Source organism: Streptomyces gamaensis (assembly GCF_042656465.1).
In the GTDB taxonomy this organism is placed as follows: Bacteria; Actinomycetota; Actinomycetes; order Streptomycetales; family Streptomycetaceae; genus Streptomyces; species Streptomyces gamaensis.
In genome coordinates, this window is the sequence record NZ_JBHSPB010000002.1 from 206026 (window position 1) to 230637 (window position 24612).

The following is a 24612-nucleotide window of genomic DNA, read 5'->3' on the forward strand; positions in this document are numbered from 1 at the left end:
TACGGCGGTGCGGATCGCGTACGGGGTGGTGCCGTCGGTTCGGCAGGTGGAGCTCAAGCGGCGCCGGTGGGCGCCGAGTTGCCTGTGTGACGCAGGCGTCCGGGCGCACAAGGTGCTTGTGGGGACAGCCGGCGCACGACAGCTGGGTCAGCGCGCCGGCCGCCCGGACACGCACAAGGTATGGCACCGCGTGCCAGGCGGCAAGACACTGCGTGCCAACAATTTCTCTCAGATGTCATCGGAGCGACACGTTTGAGCGCCCTTCGGGGCGCCTGCCGGGGCGTCAGAAGGACAGCGGAGGGCGGCAAAAGACAGCAAAGGCCGCCTCCGACGCCGGAGGCGGCCGCTGGGGGCACGCAGTGCCAAATGGTCTGCGGACGCGGTCAGTTGTCCTGATCACGCTCCCGCTTGAGCACCTTCTCGATCGCCCGCATGACCTCGCCGAGCGGCGCGTCCGTCCGCGCGACCGCGACCAGGACCTCGTCCCCGGCCCGTACCGAGGCCGGCGGCCCGCCCGGCCGGGACAGGGCGGCGGCCCGCCCCGCCCCGACGCCCGCGCCGAAGGTCTCCCGCACGATGGCGAAGGCGTGGTCCAGCTGGGCCTCCACATCGCCCTCGCCGCCGCCGCGCAGCCAGCGGCGCAGGACGTGGTTGTGCGCCGTGACCACCGCCGAGGCCGCGACCTCGGCGAGCAACGGGTCGTCGGCGCCCACGTGATGGTCGGTCTCGTCGAAGTGGCCCAGCAGATAGCGGGTGAACAGCCGCTCGTAGCGGGCCACCGAGGCGATCTCGCGCTCGCGCAGCGCGGGCACCTCGCGCGTGAGCCGGTAGCGCTCGACGGAGACCGCGGGGGAGGCCGCGTACATCCGCATGACCTCCTTGATGCCCCGGCAGACGGTGTCGAGCGGGTGCTCGTGCGCGGGCGCCGCGTCCAGCACCCCCTGGGCCCGTACGAGCGTGTCGTCGTGGTCGGGGAAGATCGCCTCCTCCTTGGAGCGGAAGTGGCGGAAGAAGGTGCGGCGGGCCACCCCGGCCGCGGCCGCGATCTCGTCGACGGTCGTCGCCTCGTAGCCCTTCGTCGCGAACAGCTCCATCGCGGCGGCCGCCAGCCGGCGGCGCATGGTCAGGCGCTGGGCGGCGGCACGGCGGCCGCCCGCGCCCTCGGGGCCCGCGGCGGACCGGCCGGCCGGGGCGGCGGAGGCCGAACCCCCGGACGCGGCGGAGGACTTGGCGGAGTCGGAGGAACCGGTCGGGCCGGAGGGCGGTGCGGCGGCCGGGCGCGGGACGCGGGCGGCCTTGGCGGGCTGGGGCATGTGGGGAACGTAACACGCCTCCGAGTGCGTGTGCCGGGGCGGACGGCCCTCCGGCGACAGCAGTCCGCCCCAGCTCGCGTCGGACTCAGGCCTTCGCATACTCGCGGAAGCCGCGGCCCGTCTTGCGGCCCAGGCAGCCCGCGGCCACCAGGTGCTCCAGCAGCGGGGCGGGCGCGAGGCCCGGGTCGCGGAACGCGCGGTGCAGCACCTTCTCGATGGCGAGGGAGACGTCGAGGCCCACGACGTCGAGGAGTTCGAAGGGGCCCATCGGATAGCCGCCGCCGAGCTTCATCGCGGCGTCGATGTCGTCGAGCGTCGCGTAGTGCTCCTGCACCATCTTGACCGCGTTGTTCAGATACGGGAACAGCAGCGCGTTGACGATGAACCCGGCCCGGTCGCCGCAGTCCACCGGGTGCTTGCGGATCCGGGCGCACACCGCGCGGGCTGTCGCGTGCGTGTCGTCGGCGGTGAGGACCGTACGCACCACCTCCACCAGCTTCATCGCGGGCGCCGGGTTGAAGAAGTGCATGCCGATGACGTCCCGCGGCCGGGAGGTGGCCCGCGCGCAGGCCACGACGGACAGCGACGAGGTCGTGGTGGCGAGCACCGCTCCCGGCCGGCAGACCTTGTCCAGGGCGGCGAACAGCTCCTGCTTGACGGCGAGTTCCTCGGCGACCGCCTCGACGACCAGGTCCGCTTCGGCGAGCGCGTCGAGGGTGTCCGCCGGGGTGATCGCCGCGAGCGCCGTCCCGCGCTCGGCGGGGGTCAGCCGGCCCTTGGCCACCGAGCGGGCCAGCGACTGGTCGATCCGGGCCAGCGCCGCCTCGGCCTTCGCCGCCGAACGCGCGGCGAGCACCACCGGATACCCGGCCTTCGCGAAGACCTCCGCGATGCCCGCCGCCATCGTGCCCGAGCCGACGACGCCCACCCCGCGCACCTCGCGCGCACCTGCGGCGGCCCCGCGCGAACCCCCGCCGTCCGTCTGCCCGTCGGGCACGACGCGGGCCGAGTCGGGGGCCTCGTAGGTGTAGAAGCCCCGGCCGGCCTTGCGGCCCGTCAGCCCGGCCTCGGCGAGCTGGCCCAGGATCGGCGCGGGCGCGTGCAGCCGGTCGTGCGAGGCCGCGTACATCGCCTCCAGGACCGTACGGGCGGTGTCGACGCCGATCAGGTCGAGCAGGGCGAGCGGGCCCATCGGCAGCCCGCAGCCCAGCCGCATCGCGGCGTCGATGTCCTCGCGCGTCGCGTAGCGCGACTCGTACATCGCCGCCGCCTGGTTGAGATAGCCGAACAGTAGCCCGTCGGCGACGAATCCGGGCCGGTCGCCGACCGCCACCGGCTCCTTGCCCAGCTCGCGCGCGAGGGTCGTGACGGCCGTGACCGCCGCCGGTGCCGTGAGCACGCTGGAGACCACCTCGACGAGCCGCATCGCCGGGGCCGGGTTGAAGAAGTGCAGGCCCAGCACGCGTTCGGGGCGGGCCGAGTCGGCGGCGAGCCGGGTCACCGACAGCGCGTTGGTGCCGGTCGCCAGGATCGCCCCGGGGCGGACGACCGTATCGAGGGCGGTGAACACCTGGTGCTTGAGCGCGTAGTCCTCCGGCACGACCTCGATCACCAGATCGGCGTCGGCGGCGGCCGACAGCTCGTCGAAGACACGGAAGCGGGCCAGCGCCGCCCGCCGTTCGGCCTCGGTGATCCGCTCGCGGCGCACCGCGCGGGCGGTGGACGCCTCCAGGGCGCGCACGGCGTGCGCGGCCGCGGCGTCGTCGACGTCGATGCCGATGACCTCGCGGCCGGAGCGGACCAGCACATCGGCGATGCCGGTGCCCATCGTGCCGAGGCCGACCACGGCGACGGTCCTGATCGCCGCGGCCGGAGCACCGGTGCCGGCGAGCGGGGCGGCCGCCGGGCCGGCGGGCGCGGGGGAGGGGCCGGGGCTGTACGGGTGGCCGAGGCCATTGCTGCGCGGACGGTCCATCGCGAGACTCCAGAGGATGCTCCCCGGCGCGGCGGGGAGTCGTCGGTCGGTTGCGGTGGCCCACGGCGTACGGACCCGGGCTGACGGGCCGCGACGACCGCGGGTTTTCCGGGTACGGGTAAGAAGCGCCCACGGAAAAGGAGTTGCCACCGGACCGGCCCTGTCCCGGGGCCGTTCCGTACCCGGCACTCGACGTGCCGAACCGACGAACCGGTGCCCCGGGGAGCGGAGAGGACCACGATGGACCACGCGAACCGGAGCACGAGGGCGGCTGCGTCACCAGGCCGCCCGAGCGGGATGCCGCTCTTGCCGGGAGATTAACTCACGGGTAACCAAGAGCGCCAGGGGGCGACAACGCGACTTACGATGTGGTCCGGGCCACTCGGGGAGGAGAGCGGGCAAATGGATCAAACGGAAGAAGAATTCCGCGCGTTGCTCAAGCGGGTGCGGGCCGAGCTGGTCACCCCCGCCGAGTTCACGGCCTTCGAGAAGCTGCTCGCGCTCGTCCGCGTCACCGACCGCGTCACCCTGGCCGAGCGGCGCGACACCCTCGCCCAGATACTCGTCGCCCCCGAACAGCCCCTGTGGGCCCGGGAGATAGCCGCCTTCGTCCTCGGGGCCGAGGGCGACCGCCGCGCCTTCGAAACCCTCGTCCTCCTCCTGAACTACCGTGAACCCGTGCGCTGCGCCACCGCCGCCTTCGTCCTCGCCCGGCTGAAGGACCCGCGCACCGCGCGCGCCGCGGCCGCCCTCGCCACCAACCCCCTGCGCACCGCCTACGCCCTGCACCCGGTCCGGCTGCTGACCGAACTGCGCGCCCCCGAGTCCGTACCGGCCCTGGTGGCGACCCTGGAGCGGCTGCTCGTCGCGCCGGACCACTGCTGGCCGATCGCGCGCGCCTGCGTCGAGGGCCTGGGCCGGCTCGGCGACCGCCGCGCCGAGGACGCCCTCGTCGCCGCCCGCCACCACGAGCGCCTGCGGGCCGCCGCGGGGGCGGCCCTGGCCCGCTTGTCCTGACTTCTTTGTCCCCACTCGGGAGGTTTGCCGGACACCGGTCGCAGGGGTGTCGAAGCGGTGTCGAGGGGGCGGTGACGGGGTGTCGTGGATTTGGGCCGGTGCGGGCTTGGTGGTTGGCTGGTGGACGGCAGATTCAGCCAAGCACGACGTCCGGGAGGACAAGCCATGGGCCAGGTCGAGGCCACGACGGAGCGGATCATCGCGGCGGACCCGGAGGAGGTGTTCGACGCGCTGGCGGACTACACCGGCACGCGCGCCAAGCTGCTGCCCGAGCACTTCAGCGGGTACGAGGTGCGCGAGGGCGGCGACGGCGAGGGCACGGTGGTGCACTGGAAGCTGCAGGCCACCAGCAAGCGCGTGCGCGACTGTCTGCTCGACGTCACCGAGCCCACCACCGGACAGCTGGTGGAGAAGGACCGCAACTCCTCCATGGTGACCACGTGGACCGTCACCCCCGCCGGCGAGGGCCGGGCCAGGGCCGTCGTCAGCACCGTGTGGAACGGCGCCGGCGGCATCGGCGGTTTCTTCGAGCGGACCTTCGCGCCCAAGGGCCTCGGCCGCATCTACGACACCGTGCTCGCACGCCTCGCCGCCGAGGTCGAGAAGAGCTGACCCCGCCCTGTCGCAGACCGCTCCCACGCAACCGCCCGGAGACGGGCGCCCGCCCCGCGCGCAGCGGTACCGGCGGTACAGATCGAGCGAAGCCCGGACCGGCAAACGGTCCGGGCTTCACCGGTTCGGGTGGATTCCCGGGTGCCGCTCCGGGCCCCCGTACGCCTCCGACCGGCACGAAAGCCACAAGGGGCGCGCTCCCCGGCGAATGCCCCGGTTGCCCGCCGTTGTCGCGTAATGACAGAAATGGGCGGCGACGCAGGTGAGATGAGGGGAGCGGGTACGTGGGCGGCAGCACACTCGATGCCATCCTGGACCGGGGCGACGGGCCGTCACACCTGCCCGAACCGGCCCCGGGGACAGGGGAGTCGGGTGAGCCGTGGCCGGACGGCCCCGGCGAGGAGGAGACCGTCCCCGGCGACGAGCGCCACGAGGACGCGGACCCCGAGCAGGTCCCCCTCTCCCCGGCCCGGGTCCGCTGCGTCTTCACCGGCCTGCTGCTCGCCCTGCTGCTGGGCGCGCTCGACCAGACCGTCATCGCCACCGCCCTGCCCCGCATCGCCGGTGAACTCCACGGACTGCCGCGGATGTCCTGGGCCGTGACGGCCTATCTGCTCGCCTCCGCCACCGTGCTCCCCGTCCTCGGCAAACTCGGCGACCGGCTCGGCCGCAAGCCCGTCTTCCTCTTCGCGATCGGCGTGTTCGTCCTCGGCTCGGCCCTCGCCTCCCGCGCCCACACCATGGACCAGCTCATCGCCCACCGCGCCCTCCAGGGCGTGGGCGGCGGCGGGCTCGTCATCGGCGTCCAGGCGATCATCGCCGACATCGTGCCCGCGCGGCAGCGCGGCCGCTACCTCGGTGCCGTCGGCGCCGTCTTCGGCATCGCCTCCGTCGCCGGCCCCCTCCTCGGCGGCTACCTCACCGACCACGCCACCTGGCGCTGGTGCTTCACCCTCAACCTCCCCCTCGGCGCCCTCGCGTTCGCCGTCGTCGCCCTCGGACTGCGCCGCACGCGCCCCGAACCCCACGGCCACTTCGACACGTTCGGCGCGGCACTGCTGATGGCGTTCTCGATCTGCCTGATTCTGCTGGTGAGTTGGGGCGGCACCGTCCACCCCTGGCGCTCGCACCTGATCGTGGGACTCGCGGCGGGAGCCCTCGGTACGGCCCTGCTGTTCGTCGCCGTCGAGCACGTCGTCACCGACCCCGTCATCCCCCCGTACCTCCTGCGCGACCCGGTCTTCGCCGTCAGCGCGCTCATCGGCACCACCGTCGGCGCGGGCCTGTCCGCCGCCGCGAGCTATCTGCCGACCTACCTGCAGATGGCCGGCGGCGCCGACGCCACCACCTGCGGGCTGCTCATGCTCCCCATGATGGGGGCCGTCGTCCTCGCGTCCGTCGTCACCGGCCAACTCGTCAGCCGCACCGGCCGGTACAAGATCTTCCCCATCGCCGGCGGCGCCCTCGCCACGACCGGCACCTGCCTGCTCTCCCGGCTCGACACCGACACCCCCCGCGCGCTCACCGGCCTGTGGACGGCCGTCCTCGGACTCGGCATCGGACTCACCCTGCCCGTCCTCGTCCTCGCCGTGCAGAACTCCGTCCACCCCGCCGAGCTCTCCACGGCCACCAGCGCCAACAACTACTTCCGGCAGCTCGGCGGTTGCCTCGGCGCCGCCGTCTACGGCACCCTCCTCGCCCACCGGCTCACCACCGGCCTCGCCCGCGAACTCCCCGCGGCGGACGGCCCGCCGCGCCCCGACTCCCTCACCCCGCGGCTGCTGCGCGCCCTGCCCGAGGCCCTGCGCGAGGCGTACGAGCGGGCCTACGCCGACGCCATGCCACGGATCTTCCTCTACCTCGTGCCGGTGCTCGCCCTGGGCTTTTTACTCGCCTTCCTGCTGAAAGAGAAACCGCTGGTGTCCCACAACGCCTCCGAGGCCCCCGTGATCCCGTCCGCGCGCCCCGCACCCCCCGACACCGCCACTCCCGTCCTGGCCGGCGTCCCCGTCACCGGCACCGTCCACCACCACGACGGCTCCACCGTCCCGCACGCCGCCCTCACCCTCATCGACGTACGCGGCACCCAGATCGGACGCGGCGCCAGCGACGAGGGCGGCCGGTACGCGCTGAGCACCCCCGGCACCGGCTCCTACGTCCTCATCGCCGCCGCCGGGGGCCACCAGCCCCAGGCGGTCACCGTCACCGTCGGCGAACGGCCCGTCGAACTCGACGTCGTCCTCGGCGGCGCCGGACGCCTGGCCGGCTCCGTCCTCACCGCCGACGGCAACCCCGTCCGCGACGCCCTGGTGACCCTCACCGACGTGCACGGCGAGGTCGTCGCCTCCACCCGCACCGGACGCGAGGGCGGCTACGTCATCGGCGAACTGGTCGCCGGCGAGTACACCCTGGCCTCCAGCGCCCCCGGCTTCCGGCCCGCCGCCCTGCCTGTGTCCGTGCACTCCTCGCGCGAGACCCGCCAGGACATCGAGCTCGCGGGCGGCGCCGTGCTGCGCGGCATCGTCCGGGGCGGCGGCGGACGGCCCGTCGAGGACGCCCGGGTCACGCTCCTGGACGCCGCCGGCAGCGTCGTGGACTCCGTGACCACCGGAGCCGACGGCGCCTTCCGCTTCATCGACCTGTCCGCCGGCGAGTACACCGTCATCGCCGCCGGCTACCCGCCGGTGGCCACCGTCCTGCGGGTCGCCGGCGGCGGCCGCACCGAACGCGACCTCCAACTCGGCCACGCCGACCGGCCCGAGGAACCGTGAGCGCTCCGCCGGCGGCCCGCCCGGGCATCCGCGGGAACGTCGCACCCGACGCGCGGCCCGTCCCCCGGATGCACCGGGGCGCACGCCACGGCACGCGAAATGCGCCCGGCGCACGGCCGATTCGGGCAATGCCGCCCGCCCGCACACCCCATGGCCCTACCGTGGTAGACGGCGCAGATCTTGCGCACAGGCAACCCAAGGAGCAGCCTCCCATGGACCGTGGCACGCCGGAGCCAGCCCCCGCGCAGCGGCACGCCGTCCCCGGGCGGGTGCCGCTCGCCGTGGCCGTGGTGGACCGCGCGGGCCTGGTGACGCACTGGAGCTCGGGAGCCCGCAAGCTCTTCGGACACCCCCGCGAGGAGGCCGTCGGCAGGCCCGCCGCGGACCTGATGCCCATAGCCGGGGCGCTGCGGAGCCTGGCCGGGGCGGACCACGACTCCGGCCGCGTGCCACCGTTCACGGAGCCGCTCCCGGGGCAGGACGGCCGCCTCCCGGTGCCGGCCGTCGACGACGTCAGCGCGGACCTCGTCGACGGCCTTGCCCCCGGCCCCGGTTGGCCCGGCGCCGGCCGGGCCCGCTGCACCCGCCCGGAGCACGGCCCGCTCGACGTGCTGTGGTGGTCCTACCCCCTGGCCGGCCCCGGACCGGAGCGGCTGCTGGTCCTGGCCGCCGACGCGGAGCGGCTGCGCGCGGGCAGCGGAGCCGCCGCCGGAGCGGACGGGCTCACGCCCGCCTTCGCCCCGCACACCGACCTGCCCGGCGGCGAGGAGCTCGCCGAGCGGCTGTCCGACGTCCTGCCCGGCATGGGTCCGGCCGCCGCCGGCCGCATCGTCTCCCAGATCCTCGAACTCGGCTATCCCGTCCTGGAGATCAGCCAGCGCGAGCGCGTACCGGTCACCCACGACTGGGGCCTGCCCCGCCACGCGGCCCGCCGCCGCACCCCGCGCCCGTACGCCGGCGCAGGCGAAGCGGCCGCGCTCCCACCGGAGCCGGAGGAAGCACCCGACCTCGAACACGCCGCCGTGCGCGAACGGCTGGAGTTCCTCAACGAGGTGAGCAGCGGCATCGGCACCTCCCTCGACCTGGAACGCACCATCCGCGAGGTCACCAGCGCCGCCGTGCCCCGCTTCACCGACTTCGCCGGTACGCACCTGCGCGCCGCCGTCCTCGCCGGCGAGGGCTTCCCCGACGGCCCGCCCGACGTCACCACCGTCTGGCACCGCGTCTGGGTCGAGCACAACGACGAACCCGGCCGCTGGGACGACACCGTGCCCGTCGGAGAGGCCATCGCCTTCCCCGAACGGACCCCGTTCTTCCAGTGCATGGTCACCGGCGAGCCCGTCCTCATCCCGCACATCAGCGAGGAGCTCGGCAACCGCATTTCCGGCCAGTTCGAAAAACGCGACCTGCGCCCCCTGATCAACGGCCGGTCCATGCTCGTCGTGCCGCTCAAGGCCCGCAATGTCGTCCTCGGCTTCATGGTCCTCATGCGCCGCCCCGGCCGCGAGCCGTTCAACGACATGGACCGCACCACCGGCGCCGAACTCGCCGCCCGCGCCGGGCTCGTCCTCGACAACGCCCGCATGTACACCTACCAGGAGAACGTCGCCGACACCCTCCAGGACAGCATGCTCCCGCAGCTCGCCCCGCACATGGCCGGCTGCGACACCGCCACCCGCTATCTGCCCGGCACCCGCCTCGGCCGCGTCGGCGGTGACTGGTTCGACTGCGTCAAACTCCCCGGCTCCCGCACCGCCTTCGTCGTCGGCGACGTCATGGGCCACGGCCTGAACTCGGCCGCCATGATGGGCCAGTTGCGCACCGCCGTACAGACCATGGCCGCCCTCGACCTGCCGCCCGAACAACTCCTGCGCAACCTCGACGACCTCGCCCAGCGCCTGGGGGAGCACTATCTGGCCACCTGTGTGTACGCCGTCTACGACCCCATCCGCGGCGAGTTGCGCATCGCCAACGCCGGGCACATCCCGCCCGTCCTCGTACGCGCCGAGGACGGCCGCAGCGAACTGCTGGACCTGCCGACCGGCGCCCCCATAGGCGTCGGCGGCGTGCCCTTCGAGACGGCGACCGTGCCCGTGTCCCCCGGCGACCGGCTCGTGCTGTGCACCGACGGACTCGTCGAGGTCCGCGGCCAGGACATCGGCACCGGGCTGGCCGCCCTGTGCGAGTCCGCCGCCCACCCCGCCGCCTCCATGAACGACGCCTGCGACACCATCATCCGCGCCCTCAACCCGCGCGGCGGCCGCAAGGACGACGTCGCCCTGCTCATGGCCCGCCTCAACGGCATCCCGCCCCGACACGTCGCCCACTGGCGGCTGGAGCGCACCCCCGCCGAGGTCCGCCGCGCCCGCACCCTGGTCCGTGACCGACTCGCCGCGTGGGGACTTCACTCCGCGAGCGAGAACGCCGTGCTCTGCGTCAGCGAGCTCGTCACCAACGCCGTGCGCCACACCGACTCCCGGCAGCTCCAACTGCGCCTGGTACGCACCGACGTCCTGCTGTGCGAGGTCACCGACGAGGAGCACACGCTCCCCACCCTCCTGGGCACCGCCCTCGACAAGGAGTCCGGGCGCGGACTGCGCGTCGTCGGCGCGCTCGCCCGCGAGTGGGGTGCCAGCCACGGCCGGCAGGGCAAGACCGTATGGTGCGAACTGCCCCTGGCACGCACCGTCCGCCCCCGCTCGAACACCGGGTGAAGACCCCGGTCCAGGACGCGAAGGTAACGGTCGAGAACGCGAAGGTAAGGGTCAGGGAGGCGGGCACGCCCTTGCCCGCGCGGCACGACGACGGTACTCAAGATCTCGACGGTCCGGCATCCACGGACCGCCGCACCGTACCGCCACGCACCGTCGTACCGCGACCCGGGGAGGCGCCCATGACCGGAACCGAGCACTACACCGCCTGGGAAGGGTACTGGCAGGACACCTCCGACACCGAGGGCGAGGCCATCTGGGACGCCGACCCCTCGCTGACGGCCGCCGTCCATCTCGCCCTCCTCGAACCGCACATGGACCCCGCGCTGCCCATCGTCGACGTCGGCTGCGGCAACGGCACCCAGACCCGCTACCTCGCCACCCGCTTCGCGCACACCGTCGGCGTCGACATCTCGCACGCCGCCGTCGAGCACGCCCGCCGCGCCGACACCAAGGGCTCGGCCGCCTTCGAGCAGCTCGACCTCACCGACACCGACCGCGTCCGGGCCCTGGCCGCCCGGCTCGGCGACAGCAACGTCTACCTGCGCGCCGTCATCCACCAGAGCCCGCCCGAGAACCGGGCGCCCGTCGCCGAGGCCGTGGCCCACCTGCTGGGCAGGCGAGGCCGCGGCTTCGTCGTCGAACTGACCAACGCCGCCAAGGGCGTGCTGCAGGAGCTCGCCCAGCGGCCGGAGGGCCCCTCGGAGAAGTTCCAGCGCGTCGTCGCCCACGGGCTGCGGCCCGCCGACACCGCCGACGGGGAGGTCGCCGCCCTGCTGCGCGGCGCGGGCCTGGAGATCCTCGCCGAGGGCGCCGTCGCCCTGGCCATGACCGAGTTCCACCCCGACGGCCGCCGGGTCGAGCTCCCGGCGGTCTGGTTCGTCGTCGGACACCCCACCGGACGCCCCACCGCACAGCCCGCCGGATAGCGGGTCCGGAAGGCCAGATTCCACCGCCGAATCCGCAGGTCAGGCCCCGGGTATGAAAAATCCATACCCGGGGCCTGCCGTCTTTCATCCCCCACTCGTGCCCGGCTCACTACTCGGCGCGGGCCCCCGCGTGCGACGGTCGAGCAGGACACCGGGACCGCGCTCGCACCACCGGGCCGCCGCCCGACCGGCACGCGGCCCCCAGCGCCCACCAGTGCGTCCACACAGCCGAGTTGGGGGAATCCGATGAGTGGTCTTGCTCTGTCTGCGCGGAGCGGTCAGCGGTCGCAGCCCGCCCCCGTCGCCCACCCGGGAACCCACGACGTGGTCCTGGCCGAGCTGTGCGCGGCGCTGTTCGCGTCCCTGCCGCGCAGCGACCAGCGGCGGCGCGGCGAGGCGTACGTACGCGGCCTGCTCGGCGCCGAGGGCCGCAAGTCCATCAGGAACATCGCCGCGTTGATCGGCGGACAGGCCGCCGAACAGAGCCTGCACCACTTCATCTCCAGCTCCACCTGGGACTGGATCCCCGTACGGCGGGCGCTCGCCCACTACCTGCTGCGCGTCGCGCCGCCGCAGGCCTGGGTGGTACGGCCCATGGTGATCCCGAAGGCGGGCGACAACTCCGTCGGCGTGGACCGGCGCTTCTGCGCCTCCGTGGGACAGGTCCTCAACGCCCAGCAGGCCGTGGGCGTCTGGTCGGCCTCGGCGGACCGCAGCGCGCCCGTCAACTGGCGGCTGCACCTGTCGGACGCCTGGCTGGAGGACGAACTGCGGCGCGGCCAGGCCTCCATCCCGGACTCGGTGCGTTCCGAGTCGCTGGGGGAGTGCACCATCGAGGCGTACGTGGGCATGATGCGCGACTGGGGCCTGCCGATCCGGCCGCTGGTGCTCGACGCCCGCGAGTCCGACGCGCTGGCGGCCCTGCACCGGCTGCGCGCGACCGGCGTGCCGGTCCTGGCGCAGGTGAGCAGCTCACTGCGGCTGACGGTGGCCGAACCGCCCGTGCCGGGACGCCCGGTGGAGGTCCTGCCCGCCCACCAGATCATGGGCGCGGCCCGGGACCTGCGGCGCCCGGTCATGTGGCGCGACCACACCCCGGCGCGCGCCGTCCGCACCTCGCTGACCGCCGCCGTACGGGTCGGGCTGCCCCTGCACCGCGCCCCCGGGGGCCGTCCGCCGCGCCGCCGGGACCTGCTGCTCATCGGCATGGGCGAGAACGGGCGGCGCTGGCCGGCCGAGCTGTGGCTGACGGACCTGGTCAACGTCCCCCCGGCGGCGCTGGTACGGCTGAGCCGCCTGGTGCAGCGCGTGGACCGGGACTTCACCGAGATCGCCGACCGGGTCGGCATCCGTGACTTCGCGGGACGGTCCTTCACCGGCTGGCACCGGCACGTCACCCTCGCCTCCGCCGCTCACTCCGTCCTCGCGCTCACCACGCCCGCGGCCGAGGAGCGCCCGGGAAACGTTTTCTGACGTGTCCTATGAAATCTTCATGCCCCGGGCATGACTGAGTGGCTGTCTTCGGGAACGACGGCGGTCGCATACTCGACCACGTCCCAGCGCCAGGGAAAGAGGGGCCATGTCGATAAGCACCGGACACCGAGTGCTGCACCTGTGGTCACTGTGCGAGGACGTGGTCGTCGAACAGGGGGAGAACCGCAACGAGCTGGTCGTCAAGGGACGTTGGGGGACGGAACGGATCGACCGCCCCGCCCCCGAGGTCCGCGAGGCCCTGCGCAGGATGGAACTCGGCCCGGTCCTGCTGGCCAACGTCGCCTCCCGCCCCGGGGAACCGACCTCCGGGGCCGCGGGCTGCCTGCTCCTGATGCCGGTGGTCAGCCGTCTGTCGCACCTGGTCGTACGCACCCTCGGCGTCGACGACCTCAAGGGCCCGCTGCTGTCGGTCTCCCCCCTCGCCCCGGACGCCTCGTTCGCGCCGGTACGGCTGCCCTCCCGGCTGCCCGTCCGGCTGCCGGAGGACGCCGCCCTCACCCCGCAGGAAGCCGGCTTCGCCCTGGAGACCCCCGCCTCCCCGCACCAAGTGGTGCTGCACCGCCCCGAAGCGGCCTGGGTCGTCGGCATGCTGGCCTGGCCCGTCACCCCGGACGCGGCCTCGGCGGCGCTGCCGCTGCCGCCGGAGGTGACCGAGGAGATCCTGGCCTATCTGGCCGCGGCGGGCATGGTGGCGCCGGCGAACGCGGAAGAGTGCCGCAGACTGCGGGCAGGATGAGGCAGCGTTGAAGGAGCACGCACGCATGCGCGCGGAAACGCTTCTCCCGGACTCGTACCTGTACGTGCTAGAGCAACCAGCCGCTCTCCCTCGCGATTCTGATCGCGTCGACTCTGTTGCGGGCGCTGAGCTTGGTGACGATGGTCGTCAGGTAGTTGCGTACGGTTCCGGTCGACAGATGCAGCCGGGAAGCGATCTCGGCGGCCTCCGCGCCTTCCGCCGCCAGCCGCAGCACCTCCGTCTCCCGCCCGGTCAGCGGGCTCTCCGTACCGCCCCACGCCGCCAGCGCCAGCTTCGGATCGATGGCCCGCTGCCCGGCGGCCACCCGCCGGATGGCGGTGGCCAGTTCGTCCGGCGGCGCGTCCTTGAGCAGATACCCGTGCACGTGCGCCGCCAGCGCCCGGCGCAGCGTACCGGGCCGGCCGAGATTGGTGAGGATGAGCGTCCGGCACTCCGGCATCCGCTCCTGCAACTGCGCGGCCGCGCTGAGCCCGTCGAGCCCCGGCAGATCGATGTCGATGATCGCCACATCGGGCCGGTGCTTGAGCGCCGAGTCCACGATCTCGTCACCCCGTTCCAGCTCACACACGACCTCGATGTCCTGCTCAAGGTTCAGTAGTGCCACCAGCGCTCCGCGGACCATGTTCATGTCCTCGGCCAGAAGTATCCGTATCACCGGGCTGCCCTCATCTGTTGCCGTCTGCGGGTCGGGTGTGGGGGTTGCTGTTGGGTGTGGTGCGTTTGTGGAACGGGTGTGGTGCAGTGGTGCGGGTGTGCTGTGGGGGGTTGTGGGATCTTACCAACTTCTACCAACTGCGTGATCATGCGGTGCGAGGGGGACGCGGAGAGTCATGCGGATTCCGGGGTTTTCCCCCTCAGGATCGTGAACTCCTCGGCCCGCACGGTCGGTTCGCCAGTGTGCCGTGCGGGGGCCTCGGCTTCCAGGCGGAATTGGCCGTTGTCGGTCCGGGCGAAGGTCAGGGTGCCGCCGATGGATTCCAGCCGGGCTGCGAGATTTCCGAGGCCGGTGCCGGTTCCGGTGCCGGTTCCGTGGGGGTGGGGGGTGGATCCGGCGCCGTCGTTGGTGACGGCCAGGCGGACGCGGTCGTGGACGGGGCCGCCGGTCACGGCGATGGTGCAGCACGTCGCCTCGCTGTGGCGAAGGACGTTGGTGACGGCTTCACGGAGGACGGTGGCGAGGACGGTGCCGGTGCGCGGGCTCATGCCCTGGGGGACTGTCCCCGTCCGTACGTCGACCTGGGCAGCGGTCAATACCGAGCGGGCCGAGGTGATTTCCTCGTCCAGACACATGTGCCGGTGCCCGGCGGCGACGGTGCGGACGTCGGCCAGCGAGCGGCGGGCGATGGCGAGGACGTCGTCCACTTCTTGGAGGGCACGGTCGGGGTGGGCGGGGATGAGCCGGCGGACCAGCTCGGTCTTGAGGGTGATGGAGGACAGGCTGGAACCGAGGAGGTCGTGGAGGTCGCGGGCGAAGCGGAGGCGTTCTTGGGTAATGGCCGAGCGGGCGAGTTCGGTTCGGGTGCGGTCGAGTCGCTCGATCACGTGGGAGAAGTGCGCGTGGCCGTAAATGACGAGGCCGCAGAGCATGGAGGACTGGGAGAAGTAGAAGCTCCACTCCCATGTCCGGTCGCCTACGAGGGACGCGGAGAGCGAGAGGCCGGTGCCTGCCACGAAGTAGAGGGGCCAGGCGAGGCGTGGCGACAGGAGAAGCAGCACCGAGCCGCAGAAGGAACCGGCCATGGACCCCCACCACTGGCCCCACACCACGATGGGCAGGTAGCTGAGCAGGCCTTGGACCGCGAGGGTGGCGTATATGCCTCGCCCAAGGCGCCGTTGGAATCTCGGGGTGAAGTGGACGTACTGCAGCGCGGAGGTCGCGGCGAGTCCGGCGAGAGAAAGCGCCAGTATGTCTGTGCGCAACTTCAGGTTGAGAACGTTGCAGAGGATCAGGAACGAGTAGAGCAACCATGTCGTGACGAGGATGCCCCGTGCGGTTCGGGGCGCGGGTGTATGGAGACCGCTCTGATGAACGGCTGTGCTCCTCCGGCCGATCCTGGAACGCATCAGGACGGCCAGCCGACGGGCTTCCCCGATGCTCGGACGCTGACCGGCTTCGACGTTCCCGGTCGGTGTAGCCGGTCCGTCCTGCTGCGCCGGTGCCTCGGCCATGAGGAGGAACTCACCGTCGCCGGTGTGCCGGGAGATCAGCCGACCACCGATCGACTCCAGCCTGACGGCCAGAACACTGAGGCCGTTGCTGTGGTCCGGAGCGGTGCTGCGGTGGCTGGGGCGAGCCCCGTTATTGACGACGGTGAGTCGCACCTGTCCACGGTCGGACCGTGACACGGTGATGGTGCATCGGTCGGCCTGGCTGTGGCGGAGGACATTGGTGACGGCTTCGCGGAGGATCGCTGAGAGGGCAGTGTCGACGGCGCGGCTCACCTCTCCTGGTGAGAACTCGGTCCGTAAGGTGATGCCGGCGGCACCCAATATCGAGCGAGCGGAACCCAGTTCCTGCGCCAGCGGAATGTCACGGTAGCCGCTGGCGACAGCACGTACGTCGGTGAGCGACTGCCGGGACAGGGCGAGCACCGCGTCGACCTCTCGCGTGGCCCGGTCGGGTTCATTGGCCACGAGGCGGCGGACGAGTTCTGTCTTGAGGGCGATGGAGCTGAGGCTGTTGCCGAGGAAGTCGTGCAATTCACGGGCGAAGCGCAGACGTTCCTCGGACACGGCTGTGCGGGCGAGGTCGTGCTGGGTGTCCCGTAGCCGCTGGATGACCTGGGACAGGTGCGAGAGGCCATAGACCATGGTGCCGCTGATCTGCGTCGAAATGGCTTTGTAGACGCTGTTGGTCCAGGTCTCGCCGCTTGTGACGGCGAAGGCGAACATGCTGACCACCACTGCTCCGTACAGCGTCCACGCCGGTCGTGGGGGCAGCAGCAGGAGGCAGGAGCCGGCGACGAATCCTGTCATCCCCCACCAAGGCCCGTACATCACGAGAAGGATGTAATTGAGCGCAGCCTGCGCCCCCAGAGTCAGATACTTGCGCCATCGCAGCCGGAGTTGGGCTTCCGGGGTGGAATGGACGTACTGGATGAGGGCGATCACCAGGAGCCCTGCCAGGGCTGTGGGTAACGACCTCGATCTCAACACCCCGTCCAGGAGGTTGAGTACGGTCATGGCCGCGTAGGACAGCAGTGAGGCCAGGAGGATTCCCCTGGCCAGCCCGGGAGCAGGGACATGGAAGCCCCTGGCTCTGTCCGACACCCCGGGCGCACCGGGCCCCGGGCAGACCGTTCGGTCGCGTCGCTCGCGGACTGCCATCCTGCGTCGCCGCCCCCCTCGTCGTCACGTCCTCGTGGCCACGGCAGCATAAGCGCACTATGTGTAGATGGCAGGGAAGTTGTCCGAGAGGCGATGGGTAACCGTTGGGATTCAGACAGCGGGGCGCGGAACGAGCTGCTCCGTCGGTGCCGGGGGCTCCCCGGCGTACTCGGCCGGTGCCTCTGCCTCCAGACGGAACGTGCCGTCGGCGGAGCGACTGAAGGCCAACCGGCCGCCGATCGCTTCGAGCCGGGTGGCGAGGTTGCCGAGTCCGCTGCCGCTGTCGGGGGAGACGTCGCGGTGGGCGGGGTCGGCGCCGTCGTTGGTCACGGTCATGCGGATGCGGTCGTCCTGGGGGCGGTTCACGGTGATGGTGCAGCGGGTGGCTTTGCTGTGGCGGAGGAGGTTGGTGACGGCTTCGCGCAGGACGGTGGCGAGGGTGGTGTCGACCTGTTGGCCGACGGTTCCCAGGGCGATGTCGGTTCGGATGTCGACTTCGGCGGCGCTCAATACGGAGCGGGCGGAGGCGATTTCCTGCTCCAGGGACATTTCGCGGTAGCCGCTGGCGACGGTGCGGACGTCGGCGAGGGACTGCCGGGAGATGGTGAGGACTTCGCCCACTTCTGCTTCGGCCTGTTGCGGCTGGATGGGGATGAGACGGCGGATGAGCTCGGTCTTGAGGGTGATGGAGGAGAGGCTGTAGCCGAGGAGGTCGTGGAGGTCGCGGGCGAAGCGGAGGCGTTCTTGGGTGACAGCGCGGCGAGCGAGTTCGGTTCGGGTGTCGTGGAGTTGCTGGATGACGTGGGAGAAGTGGGAGAGGCCGTAGATGATGACGCCGCAGAGCAGCGATGACTGAGAGTAGTAAAAACTCCACCGCAAGCTGTGCCCGGTGAGGAGCGGTGCGATGAACATGCTGATGCCTACGACACCGTTCAATGTCCAGGCAGGACGTGTCGGCAGGAGAAGCAGGAGCGAGGCGCAGAAGAATCCGGCCATGGAGCCCCACCACGGTCCCCAGATCACGATCGGCAGAAAGCTGCACAACGCCTGAACAGCCAAGGTGACGTACTTGCGCTTGCCCAGGCGTCGTTGGGCCTCAGGAGTTGAGTGAACGTATTGAAGGGCGGCACTCACGGCAAGGCCGGTGAGAGCGACCACAAGTGCATGCGTCGGCAGATCTTCGATGAAGATGTTGCTCAGCATGACGATCAAGTAGCTCAGCCAAGCTGCCAGCAGGATGCCTCGGGCCACCCCGGGGGCAGGCAGACGGATGCCGGTCCGGCGGATCGTCACTTCATCCCCGGCGCCTCCGGGGCGGATCGTGGCGTCGGGTCGCTCGACAACGTCCATCCTGTGGTGCCACCCCCTCCATCATCAGTTCCTCGTGGCATCGGCAGCATATGCCGGGGTGAGCACGGGCCGGCAGTCGTGTGTCCCCCATGCGCGTGGGCACCTTCGCGATTCGAATGGCGGACCGTTACGTCACGAACTCCGCTGTCGGGGAGGCTGTTTTGCCCTCGTGCTCCGATGGAGCCTCGGCCTTGAGGCGGAATGTCCCGTGGCTGGAATGGCCGAAGTTGAGTTGGCCGCCGATGGCCGTGAGCCGGGTGGCGAGGTTACCGAGCCCGCTGCCGCTGTGAGGGGACAGATCTCGATGGGACGGGTCAGCACCATTGTTGGTCAGCGTGAGCTGTACTCGGCCGCGACGGGCTTGTGTGACGGTGATGGCACACCGGCTGGCTTTGCTGTGCCGCAGCACGTTGGTAATGCCTTCGCGCAGAACCGTTGCAAGGACGGTATCGACCTGTGGGCTCACCTTGCCCAGGGAAATGTGGGTGTCGAACTCGACCTCGGCCGCGCTCAATACCGAACGTGCAGCTGCTATTTCCTGTTCCAGCGACATGTCACGGTAACCTCTGGCAACTGAGCGAACGTCCGCGAGCGACTGCCGGGAAATGATCAGCACCTCGGCCACCTCTTCCGCCGCCCGGTCGGGTTGATGGGGAATGAGGCGCCGGATCAGCTCCGCTTTGAGAGTGATGGAGCTGAGGCTGTATCCCAGGAGATCGTGCAAGTCGCGGGCGAAGCGAAGGCGTTCCTCAGCCACTGCTGTACGAGCGAGCTCTTCCCTGGTGTCGCGCAGTTGCTTGATCACTTGGGAGAGGTGCGACAGCCCGAAGACGACGATGCCCGAGAGCAGGGACGTCTGACTGATGTAGAGACTGTTCAGCCAGGTCTGGCCGTGTGTTACCGAGAAGGCAAAGGTGCTGACGCCTGTGGCGCCGAACAGCGGCCAAGCCGAGCGTGGTGGCAGGAGAAGGAGAAGGGAGCCGGCGAGGAAGCCGGTCATCCCCCACCAGGGTCCGTACACCATGAGGGGCAGGTATGTAAGCGCGGTCTGGACACCCAGAGTCAGGTACTTGCGGCGCCCCAAACGCCGTTGAGTCTCCGGAGTGGAGTGGATGTACTGAAGCAAGCAAATGACAATGAGGAACACGAGGCCGACGGCCAGTGCTCCCCCGCGGAATCCCCCGTCCAGGAGGTTGAAGACGATGTTGACCTCGTAGGACAGGATCGTGGCAATCAGGATGCCCCGAGCCAGCCGGGGGGCGGGAGGCCCGGGGCTGTGCGACTGCTCGGCCCCACTCTCTGCTTCGCCCCCCGGCAGGGTCATCCGGTTGGACCGGTCACGAAGGTCCATCCTGCGTCGCCGCCCCTTCTTCATCACGCGCCCCATGGTGGTGTCGGCAGCATAGGTGAAGTATGTGCAGGTTGCAGGAAAGCTGACCAGCTACACGAACAACGGGATGGGGTTGAGCCCCTCATAGGGAGTCGGCTCCGCGAGCCGGCCAAGAGTGACGGGCACATCGTACAGGCGCCCGGGAGCCAGCCGGGCCCAGAAGTGCCGGAGCCCGGGCACGATCACCTTCACCACCGGGAGTCCCAGATCGGGCCTGCTCTGATCGAGTACCAGCAGCTCCATGCCGTGGGCGCGGACGAGTTGAGTGATGGCGGTGACATCGTCGAGCAGATCCGCGCGGGGTACATAGGACCAGCTTTGAGGTGTACGGGCGCACTGGGCCGGGTCAGCCCGGAGATAGGGCTGGTTGGCGAGGGTTGCTCTGGTCCACCAGGTCAAGGGCTCGGGATCGTCGATCCCGTAACCCACGCCGTTCGGTGGGACGTTGCAGACCGCCGGGAGCAGCTGGCCCATCTCGGTCAAGGCCCTGCGGAGGGCCAAGCGAGGGTCGAAATGGGCACCGAACCCGAAGACGATGTCCTCTGTCGGCTTGTCAGTGCGTCGGGACAGCGCGGCCATGACAGGGATGCCGAAGTCGGAAGTGAGGTCGAGCACCCATAGCTCACGGTGCAACTGCCGGTAGCCATCACGGAGCCTGTCGACGTAAGGCTCGGCGAACGCGTCGAGATCGACAGCGGCTTGCCTGGTGCGGTTGTACCACCACAGAGCCACCGCGTCCCGCTCGACGAGTTCCAGGAAGCCCTGTACCAAGGCATCCTCCGGACTGCTGCCGGCAGCGTTGCCGTTGGAGTCCGCGCGGAGTCCGTCCGGCAGGCTCTCGCCATTGGCGTAGTACAGCATCGAGGTTGGGAGCAAACGGTGTGTGTTGTGCGTGAGGGACCAGACGGGCGTCCACTCTGTCGGCTTGCTCTCGTCGAACGGCTCACTGACGTACTGGAAGCTGGACCCCCGCGCGTTCCACTGCTTCCGGTCGCGGAACTGCCACTCGTGGTAGAGCTGGCAGGAGTTGGGATGTACAGCAGCCGACCCCAGAGCTCGGTAGGTGTCCCGTACCACGGGCTCGTCCCCGTGCCGTGTGCCGCTGTATCGTTCGACGGCCTCGCACAGGGCTCCGGCCCGAGCCTCCGTCTCCGTCAGCCCCTTGCCGCCGCTCAGCGCGCGTAGCCCCGCACGTAACCCCGCCAGTGTATGGGGGGCGACGGCGAGATTGTGTCCTGATACATAGGCGTCGACGAACCCCGGAGCGTTCGGCGCACGATGGACCTCCTTGACGATCCCGGTGACGGGATCGACAAGGTGGCCGTAGCGTTCCAGGGTTTGCTCGGCTGTCAGAGAGCGGTGGCTGTTCAGGACTTGGTGGGTCTTGGGCTGTGAACGGACCGCGAAAGGCGCGCGTACACGGTCGGCGACCAGCCCGGGGTTGCCGCACACCGGGCACTGCGGCAGCCGGGAAACCGGGTGCGCGCTGATCTGCAGCAGCAGCGTGTCCATCGTGTGCACGGCATCTTGCGCGGAATACCGCATGCCGGCAAGCCACTTTGCGGCTTCGAGGACCGTGGACTGTACGGCGATCGACTTGCCCGCTGCCAGGGAGGTAGCCGGCTTGGTCACTGGCCCGCTCAGGCCGAGAGCCCGTTCCACGAGCCGCTCGGAGCGCCGGTGCCCCCGCAGCCGGTGGGCCAGGCAGGACCAGCACGGGCCGTCGCCGGGTCGGAACAGCGGTCCTACCCAGGGGTCGACGCCACTGGGCTTGGCAAGCAACCAGGGCCTGCCCTGCGCCCGGTGAGCGGCATCCACCTCACGCAACTGCGGTGACAGGTAGTCGTCGCAGAGCACGAGGGAGAGATCTGCGTCCTCTCGCGATTCCACGACTGTGATGCCGCAGCTGTGGCACGCGGCGAGAATCGGTTCCGGATCGACGTCGCCAAGTACTTCGATCCGGACGGAGGACATCGCAACCTTGTGGGCCGCTTGTCCGCCGTCCAATCCTGCCAGGTCCCAATACGCCTCTGCGGCGGGGTCGATGGGAGTCCTGCGGGAGCCTGCCGACGGCGACACTGCCCGGTCGAATCGCAACAGTCCTGCGTCGTCGAGCGTGCGCAAGGCCTCCTCGGCCCCTTCGGGGGTGAGAGCCGGGGCCGCGGCGCTGACCACGGCGTTGACACTCAGGGTGCCGTCCAACAGTGGCACGAGCACCCCGGCGTGTTCACCGTGCAGTGCCGTCACTCCTCGGTGCGAGACCAGATATACCGCTTCCCCCGGTACGACGGTGGGTCGCAGGTGGCGCTTGAAGCCCACCAGCAGGCTCGTGTCCCGCTGCGGCGACCGCACGTGGTTCCCCCCATGCCTCGTCATGCCGCGAGCCACCCCTGACCGGCGGGGTCACCCGTGACCGGGAAGAGGGAAGCAACGCTCAGGCTGCCTGATACGTACCCCCGATCCGCCACCCCCTCCAAGTCCTCGATCACGAGCCGCAGCCCCCCAGTGCGAGCAGCGGGTTGAGCAGTGGTGCCGGTGGACCTGGTCCCGTTGTGGAACACGTGGTTCATGACGTTCCTCCCCCGTTCGCGTCGTGCTCGTGAAAATCGCGTGCCTGTTCGTCATCGATTCTGTGGGGGTGAGGGAACGGCGGAAAGTGCTCCGTTCATCAGCCGAAGATGAAGACTTCACACCCGAAACCGGGAACAAGACTCCGCCCTGGTGCGTACCCCTTCCCCCCTGAGATAGGACTGACGCATGGTGAAGATCCTGATCTCCGCCGACATGGAGGGCGCGACCGCTGTGACCTGCCCCGCCGACGTGCTGCCGGGCACGCCGCAGTGGCAGCGCTGCCGTGAGATGTTCATGTCGGACGTGAACGCCGCGATCGCCGGGTTCTTCGACGGCGGAGCGGACGAGGTGCTGGTCAACGAGGCGCACTGGAACATGCGCAACCTTCTGCTGGAGGAGCTGGACGAGCGGGCGACGATGCTCACCGGCAAGCACAAGGCGCTGAGCATGGTGGAGGGTGTGCAGCGCGGGGACGTCGACGGGGTGGCCTTCGTGGGCTATCACACGGGGGCCGGGACCGAGGGGGTCCTCGCGCACACCTATATGCCGAACACGATCACCGGCGTATGGGTGGGCGGCCAGCGCGCCAGCGAGGGGCTGCTCAACTCCCTCGTCGTCGCGGAATACGGTGTGCCCGTGGTGCTGGTGACCGGCGACGACCGCACGTGCGAGGACGCCAAGGGGTACGCCCCGGCGGCCCGTTCGGTGGCCGTGAAGGACTGCGTGTCGCGGTACGCGGCGGTCTGCCGGCCCCCGGCCCGTACGGCCCCCGCGATCCGGCGGGCCGCCCGGGAGGCCACCGTGCTGGCCGTGCGCCACGAGCCGGCGCGCGGTGGCTCCTTCGAGGTGGAGGTCGAGTTCGACGCCGAGCACCTGGTGACGAACTCGACCTGCGTGCCGGGCGTGGAGCGTTCCGGCGAGCGGCGCGTGTCCTTCCGGGCGGCGTCGATGTACGAGGGCATCCGGTGTTTCAAGGCCGTCACCACCATGGCGTCGGCCGCGATGGAGGAAGAGTATGGCTGACCCCCTTCAGGGGCGGGTGGACGAGCGGGCGCTGGACGAGGTGGTGCGGTTCACCTCGGACCTGATCAGGATCGACACCACCAATTACGGCGACGGGGAGTGCCGCGAGCGCCCCGCCGCCGAGTACGTGGCCGAGCTGCTGGCGGACGCCGGTGTCGAGCCGACGCTGCTGGAGCGGACCCCGGGCCGCACGAACGTGGTGGCCCGGATCCCGGGCACGGACCCGGCGGCGCCCGCGCTGCTGGTGCACGGCCATCTGGACGTGGTGCCGGCGGAGGCGGAGGAGTGGAGCGTGCCCCCGTTCTCCGGGGAGGTGCGCGACGGGGTGGTGTGGGGGCGCGGCGCCGTCGACATGAAGAACATGGACGCGATGGTGCTGGCGACCGTACGGGCCTGGGCGCGGGCGGGGGCGCGCCCGCCCCGGGACCTCGTGCTGGCCTTCACGGCCGACGAGGAGGACCGCGGCATCGAGGGCGCCCAGTTCCTCGCCGGCAAGCACGCCGCGCTCTTCGAGGGCTGCACGCAGGGCATCGGAGAGTCCGGCGCGTACACCTTCCACGCCGACGGCGGCCGGCGGCTGTACCCGGTGGCGGCGGGGGAGCGGGGCGTGGCCTGGCTGAAGCTGACCGCGCGCGGTACCGCCGGACACGGCTCCAAGATCAACCGTGACAACGCGGTCGCCCGCCTCGCGGCCGCCGTCGCCCGGATCGAGGCGCACCAGTGGCCCGTACGGCTGTCGGGGACGGTCAAGGCGGCCCTGCGCGGGCTCGCCGCCGAGTACGGCATCGAGACCGACCCGGACGCGCCGGACTTCGATGTGGACGTGCTCCTCGGCAAACTCGGCCTGGCCGGCAAGCTCGTCGCCGCGACCGTCCGCAACTCCGCCAACCCCACGATGCTCAGCGCCGGTTACAAGGTCAACGTGATTCCGGGCAGCGCCGTCGGCTACGTCGACGGGCGGCTGGTGCCCGGCGGCGAGGAGGAGTTCCGTACGACCGTGGACCGGCTGACGGGAATGGACGTGACCTGGGAGTACCACCAGCACGGCCACGCCATCGAAGCGCCCGTCGACGTACCGCTGTTCACGCGGATAAGAGAGGCGATCGAGGCCTTCGACCCGCGGGCGCGCGTCGTGCCGTTCTGCATGACGGGCGGCACGGACGCCAAGCAGTTCGCCGCGCTCGGCATCGAGGGCTACGGCTTCTCCCCGGTCGAACTCCCCGAAGGCTACGACTACCAGGCCCTCTTCCACGGCGTGGACGAGCGCGTACCGGTCGAGGGGCTGCGTTTCGGAGTCCGTGTCCTCGACCACTTCCTGATGCACTCGTTGTGATGGGATGGTTTCGGCTGGACCGTCCCGAGGAGGAGCAGA

The 24612-nt window shown here is 70.9% G+C and carries 16 protein-coding genes; 9 read left to right on the forward strand and 7 right to left on the reverse strand.

All coding sequences use genetic code 11. The annotated features are described in order from the left end of the window. Nucleotides 1–383: 383 nt before the first annotated feature. Nucleotides 384–1313: a TetR family transcriptional regulator gene (locus ACFP1Z_RS03600; protein ID WP_390314313.1), complete on the reverse strand. Its 930-nt coding sequence runs from the start codon at nt 1311–1313 to the stop codon at nt 384–386. 85 nt (nt 1314–1398) lie between these two features. Further along, nucleotides 1399–3288, reverse strand: a complete 1890-nt coding sequence (locus ACFP1Z_RS03605) for a 3-hydroxyacyl-CoA dehydrogenase family protein (protein ID WP_390314314.1) — start codon at nt 3286–3288, stop codon at nt 1399–1401. Nucleotides 3289–3690: 402 nt separating this feature from the next. Here ACFP1Z_RS03605 and ACFP1Z_RS03610 point away from each other — a divergent pair, with 402 nt between their 5' ends. The 7 genes from ACFP1Z_RS03610 to ACFP1Z_RS03640 all read left to right on the forward strand — a co-directional run bounded on the left by ACFP1Z_RS03610 (nt 3691) and on the right by ACFP1Z_RS03640 (nt 13558). Continuing rightward, a complete protein-coding gene (locus ACFP1Z_RS03610) occupies nt 3691–4305 on the forward strand; it encodes a HEAT repeat domain-containing protein (protein ID WP_390314315.1) in 615 nt (204 codons plus the stop codon). A gap of 165 nt (nt 4306–4470) precedes the next feature. Then, the gene (locus tag ACFP1Z_RS03615) at nt 4471–4917 is read left to right on the forward strand and encodes an SRPBCC family protein (RefSeq protein WP_390314317.1); all 447 of its coding nucleotides are present in this window, start codon (nt 4471–4473) and stop codon (nt 4915–4917) included. 284 nt (nt 4918–5201) lie between these two features. Beyond that, the gene (locus ACFP1Z_RS03620; protein ID WP_390314318.1) at nt 5202–7688 is read left to right on the forward strand and encodes an MFS transporter; all 2487 of its coding nucleotides are present in this window, start codon (nt 5202–5204) and stop codon (nt 7686–7688) included. Nucleotides 7689–7900: 212 nt separating this feature from the next. Next, nucleotides 7901–10402 (forward strand): ATP-binding SpoIIE family protein phosphatase, encoded by a 2502-nt coding sequence (locus ACFP1Z_RS03625; RefSeq protein WP_390314320.1) that lies wholly within the window; start codon nt 7901–7903, stop codon nt 10400–10402. Nucleotides 10403–10581: 179 nt separating this feature from the next. Continuing rightward, a complete protein-coding gene (locus ACFP1Z_RS03630) occupies nt 10582–11328 on the forward strand; it encodes a class I SAM-dependent methyltransferase (RefSeq protein WP_390314321.1) in 747 nt (248 codons plus the stop codon). A 246-nt stretch (nt 11329–11574) separates the two neighbouring features. Then, the gene (locus tag ACFP1Z_RS03635) at nt 11575–12801 is read left to right on the forward strand and encodes an IS701 family transposase (protein ID WP_390314323.1); all 1227 of its coding nucleotides are present in this window, start codon (nt 11575–11577) and stop codon (nt 12799–12801) included. 106 nt (nt 12802–12907) lie between these two features. Then, complete coding sequence (locus tag ACFP1Z_RS03640; RefSeq protein WP_390314325.1) at nt 12908–13558, forward strand: NADH oxidase; 651 nt, start codon at nt 12908–12910, stop codon at nt 13556–13558. Between the two features lie 67 nt (nt 13559–13625). On the opposite strand, the gene ACFP1Z_RS03645 is transcribed toward ACFP1Z_RS03640, so the two are convergent. The 5 genes from ACFP1Z_RS03645 to ACFP1Z_RS03665 all read right to left on the reverse strand — a co-directional run bounded on the left by ACFP1Z_RS03645 (nt 13626) and on the right by ACFP1Z_RS03665 (nt 22022). Continuing rightward, nucleotides 13626–14234 carry a response regulator transcription factor gene (locus ACFP1Z_RS03645; RefSeq protein ID WP_390314326.1) on the reverse strand — a complete coding sequence of 203 codons (609 nt, stop codon included), beginning with the start codon at nt 14232–14234 and terminating at the stop codon, nt 13626–13628. A 173-nt stretch (nt 14235–14407) separates the two neighbouring features. Then, complete coding sequence (locus ACFP1Z_RS03650) at nt 14408–16762, reverse strand: sensor histidine kinase (RefSeq protein ID WP_390314327.1); 2355 nt, start codon at nt 16760–16762, stop codon at nt 14408–14410. Between the two features lie 255 nt (nt 16763–17017). Further along, entirely contained in the window at nt 17018–18256 is a 1239-nt protein-coding gene (locus ACFP1Z_RS03655) for a sensor histidine kinase (protein ID WP_390314328.1), read from the reverse strand. A gap of 127 nt (nt 18257–18383) precedes the next feature. Next, nucleotides 18384–19631 carry a sensor histidine kinase gene (locus tag ACFP1Z_RS03660; RefSeq protein WP_390314623.1) on the reverse strand — a complete coding sequence of 416 codons (1248 nt, stop codon included), beginning with the start codon at nt 19629–19631 and terminating at the stop codon, nt 18384–18386. A gap of 66 nt (nt 19632–19697) precedes the next feature. Continuing rightward, on the reverse strand, nt 19698–22022 hold the full coding sequence (locus tag ACFP1Z_RS03665; RefSeq protein ID WP_390314330.1) for a TOMM precursor leader peptide-binding protein: 2325 nt from the start codon (nt 22020–22022) through the stop codon (nt 19698–19700). Nucleotides 22023–22406: 384 nt separating this feature from the next. Between ACFP1Z_RS03665 and ACFP1Z_RS03670 the strand changes: the two genes are divergently transcribed. Together ACFP1Z_RS03670 and ACFP1Z_RS03675 are read left to right on the forward strand one after the other, a co-directional pair. Continuing rightward, complete coding sequence (locus tag ACFP1Z_RS03670; RefSeq protein ID WP_390314624.1) at nt 22407–23240, forward strand: M55 family metallopeptidase; 834 nt, start codon at nt 22407–22409, stop codon at nt 23238–23240. Beyond that, complete coding sequence (locus ACFP1Z_RS03675; RefSeq protein WP_390314331.1) at nt 23233–24573, forward strand: M20/M25/M40 family metallo-hydrolase; 1341 nt, start codon at nt 23233–23235, stop codon at nt 24571–24573. Before ACFP1Z_RS03670 ends, ACFP1Z_RS03675 begins: the two co-directional genes overlap by 8 nt. Nucleotides 24574–24612 lie beyond the last annotated feature (39 nt).